This window comes from Tardiphaga sp. (genome assembly GCF_044336785.1).
Lineage (GTDB): Bacteria > Pseudomonadota > Alphaproteobacteria > Rhizobiales > Xanthobacteraceae > Tardiphaga.
The window spans coordinates 1-6,158 of the sequence record NZ_JBIIOT010000168.1; the positions used below are offsets into that span (position 1 = coordinate 1).

At 62.1% G+C, this 6,158-nt stretch carries 4 protein-coding genes and 1 pseudogene; 4 read left to right on the forward strand and 1 reads right to left on the reverse strand.

Translation table 11 applies throughout. The annotated features are described in order from the left end of the window. The 4 genes from ACIQ2A_RS25280 to ACIQ2A_RS25295 form a co-directional block, all read left to right on the forward strand. Positions 1 to 1,377, forward strand: a 1,377-nt coding sequence (locus ACIQ2A_RS25280; RefSeq protein WP_398484707.1) for an ABC transporter substrate-binding protein, incomplete at its 5' end; no start/stop codon positions are given. Next, the gene (locus tag ACIQ2A_RS25285) at positions 1,374 to 2,393 is read left to right on the forward strand and encodes an ABC transporter permease (protein WP_398484709.1); all 1,020 of its coding nucleotides are present in this window, start codon (positions 1,374 to 1,376) and stop codon (positions 2,391 to 2,393) included. The genes ACIQ2A_RS25280 and ACIQ2A_RS25285, both read left to right, overlap by 4 nt. Positions 2,394 to 2,406: 13 nt before the next feature. Continuing rightward, complete coding sequence (locus tag ACIQ2A_RS25290) at positions 2,407 to 3,237, forward strand: ABC transporter permease (RefSeq protein ID WP_398484711.1); 831 nt, start codon at positions 2,407 to 2,409, stop codon at positions 3,235 to 3,237. A gap of 3 nt (positions 3,238 to 3,240) precedes the next feature. Further along, positions 3,241 to 4,890, forward strand: coding sequence for a dipeptide ABC transporter ATP-binding protein (locus ACIQ2A_RS25295; RefSeq protein WP_398484713.1), 1,650 nt, complete (start codon positions 3,241 to 3,243; stop codon positions 4,888 to 4,890). Positions 4,891 to 4,927: 37 nt separating this feature from the next. Here the strand turns inward: ACIQ2A_RS25295 and ACIQ2A_RS25300 are convergent. Further along, positions 4,928 to 6,033, reverse strand: a pseudogene (locus tag ACIQ2A_RS25300) (Bug family tripartite tricarboxylate transporter substrate binding protein). Positions 6,034 to 6,158 lie beyond the last annotated feature (125 nt).

Here is a 6,158-nt window from a genome sequence, read left to right on the forward strand (position 1 = left end):
TACAGCACGGACCTGAAGCCGATGCCGGGCCTCGCGCAGTCCTGGGAAGTCTCGCCGGATGGCCTGACCTATACATTCAAGCTTTTTCCGAACATCACCTTCCATGACGGCAAGCCGCTGACCTCGGCAGACGTCGCGTTCTCCATGACCAAGATGCTGCCGGAAACCCATGCGCGTGCGCGTGCGATTTATACGCGCATCGAGAAGGCCGAGACGCCCGATCCGCTTACCGTGATCTTCAAGCTGAAGGCACCATTCGCGCCGTTCCTCACCGCGCTCGATTGCACCACCGGCCCGATCGTGCCGAAGCACATCTATGATGGTTCGGACTATCGCAAGAACCCCGCCAATGCCCAGGCAATCGGCTCCGGCCCCTTCAAGCTGAAGGAATGGGTCAAGGGCTCACACGTCCATCTCGTGCGCCACGAAGGCTACTACCGCAAGGACGAGCCGTATCTCGACGAAGTCATCTACCGCATCATTCCGGACGCCGCATCGCGCTCGGTGGCACTGGAGCAGGGCAAGATCCAGCTCACGCAGTGGAACGACATCGAGTTCTACGATATCGCGCGGCTGTCGAAGCTGCCGACCTATGAGATGACCACCAAGGGCTACGAATATTTCGCCCCCCATCAGTGGCTGGAGCTCAATAATCGCGTCAAGCCGATGGATGACAAACGCTTCCGTCAGGCCATCGCGCATGCGCTCGATCTGAAGTCGATGGCGGCGCGCGTCTATTTCGGTCTGCCGAAGCAGGCGACCGGTCCGGTGTCGTCGAAGACCAAGTTTTACGAGAAGGACGTCAAGCGTTACGACTACTCGATCGATAAGGCCAAGGCTCTGCTCGACGAGATGGGCCTGAAGCCCGGTCCGGACGGCAAGCGCGTTACGCTGAAATATCTGATCCCGCCTTATGGTGAGGTTTATCAGCGCGCCGGCGAATTCATCCGTCAATCGCTCGGCCGCGCCGGCATCGACATCCAGCTGGAAAACACCGACGTTGGTGGCTGGGCCGATAAGTTCAGCAACTGGGACTATGAGATGACGGGCAATCTCGTCTACCAGTTTGGCGATCCCGCCCTTGGCGTGTCGCGCACTTATATCTCGTCGAATATCAAGAAGGGGATCCTGTTCTCGAACACCGCCGGCTATTCCAATCCGGAAGTCGACCGACTGTTCGAGGAAGCGGCGTCCACCATCGACGAAGCCAAGCGTCAGGAACTGTACAGCAAGGTGCAGAAGATCCTGGTCGAAGACGTGCCGGTGGTCTGGATGTTCGAAGCCGCCTATCCGACCTTCATCGACAAGCGCCTGAAGAACGTCACGTCGACCGGCGTCGGCGTGCATGAATCCTTCAGCTCGGTGTATTTCGGATGAGCTCTGCCACACTCAACAGGGGTGGCCGCGCTGGTGCGGTCATCCTCGCCCTCGCAGGATGGGTCGTGAAATTCGTCGCGGTGGTGCTTGTCATCGCGACCTTCAACTTCATTCTCGTCCATGCTGCCCCCGGCGATCCCGCTCAGGTGATCGCCGGCCAGAGCGGTGCCTCCGACGAAAAATTGCTGGAACAGCTCCGGGCCGAATATGGCCTCGACAAACCTTATCCCGTGCAGCTCGCCACCTATCTCGGGCGCGTGCTGACCCTGGATCTCGGCTATTCCTATCGCCAGCAGCGCACGGTGTCGTCGCTGATCCTCGAGCGGCTGCCAGCCACATTGTTGCTGACGGCAACAGCATTCATCCTGGCGTTGTTTGCAGGCATCTTTCTTGGCACGCTTGCCGGCATTCGCGCGGGCAAGTGGTCGGACACATTGCTCACGGTCGTCTCGCTGCTGCTTTATGCGACGCCGGTGTTCTGGCTCGGCCTGATGCTGGTGTTGCTGTTTGCCGTGCAGCTCGACTGGCTGCCAGCCTTTGGCTACGCCACGATCGGTGTGCAGCAGACCACGCTGCAGCGCATGCTCGATATCGGGATGCACATGATCCTTCCCGTGACCTCACTGGCTGCCATTTATCTTGCGATTTACACCCGCCTGATGCGGTCGTCTGTGCTCGACGTCACCCATCAGGACTTCATCAAGACCGCCAAAGCCAAGGGCCTGAAGCAGGGCGCCATCATCATCCGCCACATCCTGCGCAATGCGATGCTGCCGATCGTCACGGTCGCCGGCATGCAGGCCGGCGCGCTGGTCGGCGGTGCTGTCGTGATCGAGACCGTGTTCGCATGGCCTGGTCTCGGCCGTCTCATCTATGATGCGCTGTTGCAACGCGACTATCCGGTGCTGCTCGGCGTGTTCCTGGTGATGTCGGTCATCGTGATCGCGCTCAATCTTCTGACCGATGCAATCTACCGGCTGATCGACCCGCGCGTCTCCGTGCGTGCGGCCTCGTGAACGGAAACTGGTGATGACGACTTTCAAAGCTTTTCTCCGTCACCCCACCGGGATGATCGGTCTGTTTATCCTGCTCTGCGTGGTCCTCCTTGCAGTGTCTGCGCCGTGGCTGTTCCCCGACGATCCCTGGGACATGGTCGGCGCGCCGTTCCAGCCGCCGCTCAGCGAAGGTCTCTGGCTCGGTTCGGACATGCTCGGACGTGACGTTGCCGCAGGCATCGCCCATGGCGCGCGTATCTCGCTGATCATCGGTGTCGTATCGACGCTGACCTCACTGATCATCGGCGTGACCATCGGCGCCACCGCGGGTTATTTCGGTGGCAAGGTCGATGAGGTCATGATGCGCCTCACCGAGCTGTTCCAGACGATTCCAGGCTTCGTTCTCGCGATCCTGCTGGTGGCGACGCTGGGACCGAAGATCTCCAATCTGATCTTCGCCATCGGCATCGTCAGCTGGCCGCCGCTGGCGCGTCTGACGCGTGCGGAGTTCATGCGACTGCGCGGTCGCGAATTCGTCCAGGCCGCCGTGTGTCAGGGCCAGCGCGCGATCACTGTCGTGCTCGCCCGTATCCTGCCGAACGCCATCTCGCCGATCATCGTCACGGGCTCGCTGGCCGTTGCCAGTGCGATCCTGATCGAGAGCGCGCTGAGCTTCATGGGCCTTGGCGACCCCAATCTGATGTCTTGGGGCTTCATGATCGGTGCCGCGCGCACCGTGATCCGTCAGGCATGGTGGATGAGCGTGTTCCCCGGTCTCGCCATCCTACTCACCGTGCTTGCCATCAATCTCGTGGGTGAAGGTCTCAACGACGTTCTGAACCCGCGCATCTCACGCAGGCGATAATCGATGACCGAAAATACGCTTCTCGCCATCGAGAATCTCGCCATCAGCCTGCCGTCGGGCGCGGACCGCGCCTTCGCAGTCGAGGGCGTGACCTTCAACGTCAACCGCAACGAGATCGTCTGCCTGGTCGGCGAGTCCGGTTCGGGCAAGTCGATGACAGCGCATGCGATCCTGCGTCTGCTGCCGGATCGCACCGGCATCGCGCAGGGCAATGTCAAATTCGACGGGCAGGACATCGCCACGGTCGAGGAAGCCACCATGCGCAAGCTGCGTGGCGGCGCCATCTCGATGATCTTCCAGGAGCCGCTCAGCGCGCTCAATCCGCTGGCCCGCGTGGGCCAGCAGATCGCGGAGTCCATCGTCACGCACACGAAGCCGGCGTTGTCGAAGGAAGCCGTCGATGCCCGCGTGCAGGAGTTGATCAACGCCGTTGGTTTGCCGGACCCGAAGGCGCTCGCGCGCAGCTTCCCGTTCCAGCTCTCGGGCGGCCAGCGTCAGCGCATCATGATCGCCATGGCGATGGCCAACAATCCGCAACTGCTGCTGGCGGACGAGCCGACCACGGCACTCGACGTCACCACGCAGAAGCAGATTCTCGCGCTCGTGAAGAAGCTGCAGGCCGATCGCGGCATGGGCGTGCTGCTCATCACCCACGATTTCGGTGTTGTCGCCGATGTCGCTGACCGCGTCGTCGTGATGCGCAATGGTCGCGTCGTCGAGCAGGGTAGCGTCGATGAGGTGCTGCGCAATCCGAAGGACGACTATACAAAGAGCCTGATCGCTGCCGTTCCGGGCGGTCGCTCGCTGGCGGCGACTGATCGCAAGATCACCGGTGCGCCCATTCTTGATGCCGTCGGTCTCAACAAGACCTTCGTCACCAAGCAGGGCATGTTCCTGCCACCGCGTCGCACCGACGCCGTGCAGAACATCTCGCTGGCACTGAAGGCGCGTGAGACCGTGGCGATCGTCGGCGAGTCCGGGTCGGGCAAATCGACGCTCGGTCGTCTCATCATGCGACTGGTTGAGCCGGACACAGGCTCGGTGAATTTCTCCGGGGCCGATCTGCTGGCTCAGCGCGGAGAAAGCCTGCGGCAGATGCGCCGCAAGATCCAGATCGTGTTCCAGGATCCTTATGCTGCCCTCGATCCTCGTCAGAAGGTCGGAGACGCGATTGCTGCTGGCCCGATCGCCTATGGCACGCCGGGCAAGCAGGCGATGGCGGATGCCAAGAAGCTGCTGGTCCGCGTCGGCCTGCAGGAGAGCGCGGCCGAGCGTTATCCGCACGAGTTCTCCGGCGGCCAACGCCAGCGCATCTGCATCGCGCGTGCGCTTGCCCTGAAGCCGCTGGTGCTGGTGGCGGACGAAGCGGTGTCGGCGCTCGACGTGTCGGTGCAGGCGCAGGTGCTGAAACTCCTCGCCGACCTGCGCGAGGAGATGAACCTGGCGATGATCTTCATCACCCACGATCTCCGCGTCGCCGCCGAGATCGCCGACCGCATCGTGGTGATGCGTCGTGGCGAGATCGTCGAGCAGGGACCAACCCAGAAGATTTTTGAGGATCCCAGCGACGCCTATACCAAGGCCCTGCTGGATGCGATCCCCGGCCGCAGCCTGTTTGCGGGCCCAGGAAAGAAAGAAGCCGTGACTGCGTAAGCAGTCACGGCTCCATGATCTCGATCGAGAGGCCGGCTCAGTCCAGTTTGACGCCGGCCTCGGTGACGACCTTGCGCCAGCGCGCGACATCGGCCGACACCATCTTGCCGAATTCAGGACCGGCGACATCCGGTACGTCGGAGCCGTTGCGCTCCCAGGCATCCTTGATTGCTGACGACTGAAGCGCTGTCTTCAATTCCTTGGTCATGCGTTCGATGATGTCCGGCGGCGTGCCCTTCGGGGCAAACAGGCCGTACCAGGTGGCAACCTCATAATTGGCCAGCCCGGCTTCCGCGGCCGTCGGGATATCCGGGAAGGCCGGCACGCGCTTCGGTGCCGCGATGGCAAGAGCGCGCAACTGTCCAGCCCGGATCGGCGCGGATGACGAGCCGAGCCCGTCGAACACGACCGGCACATGGCCCGCGATCAGGTCCTGCATCGCAGGGCCGGCGCCGCGATAGGGCACATGCTGGATCTTTGTCTGGGTCAGGATCTTGAACAGTTCGGCGGCGAGATGGTGCCGGCGCCGGCAGAGCCATAGGACAGCTTGTCGGGATTGGCTTTGGCGTAGGCGATGAACTCGGCCAGCGTCTTGGCCTGCACCTTGTCGGGATTGACCACGATCACCTGCGGCGGGCGCGACACCAGCGCCACCGGGATGAAGTCCTTCTCGATATCGTAATCGAGATTGGGATACAGCGACGGCGCAATCGCGTGATGCGCAGCACCCATGAAGAATGTGTAGCCATCCGGCGCTGCCTTGGCGGCCGCGGAAGCCCCGATGGTGCCGCCGGCGCCGGCGCGGTTGTCGATGATGACGCGCTTGCCGAGTTGCTGATCCAGCTGCGCGGCGAGGGGGCGTGCAAAGGCATCGGTGCCGCCGCCTGCGGCGAAGGGGATGATGAAGGTGATCTGCTTCTGCGGCCAGGCTTGAGCCTGTGCGCTGCTGTTGAGCGTTGAGACGCTCGCGACAGCGGCGAGCATGGCAATGTGAACGGCTTTGATCCGCACGGTCGTCCTCCCGATTTTATGCGCCATTGACGCTTGGCTGCATGTTCGGCGAGTTTTCCCGCAGATGCAAGGTATCAGGAGGCGGTGCAACTTACACTTTAGGCGACGTTTCCCGACCAATCTGGATCTCATGCGAAGGGGCTAAACGAGACGTTTCGTCGCGCTGCCCCCCTCCGAGTTTGGAAGTCCGGTATCCCCAAATATGGCTCGACGCCCATATTCTCTTCGTGGCAAGGCAGCGGCAAGAAGATCAATAT

Excerpts from the sequence above, each read along its gene's own strand:
- ACIQ2A_RS25295 (WP_398484713.1), top strand. The coding sequence starts at position 3,241 with ATGACCGAAAATACGCTTCTCGCCATCGAGAATCTCGCCATCAGCCTG.
- ACIQ2A_RS25285 (WP_398484709.1), top strand. The coding sequence starts at position 1,374 with ATGAGCTCTGCCACACTCAACAGGGGTGGCCGCGCTGGTGCGGTCATC.
- ACIQ2A_RS25290 (WP_398484711.1), top strand. The coding sequence starts at position 2,407 with ATGACGACTTTCAAAGCTTTTCTCCGTCACCCCACCGGGATGATCGGT.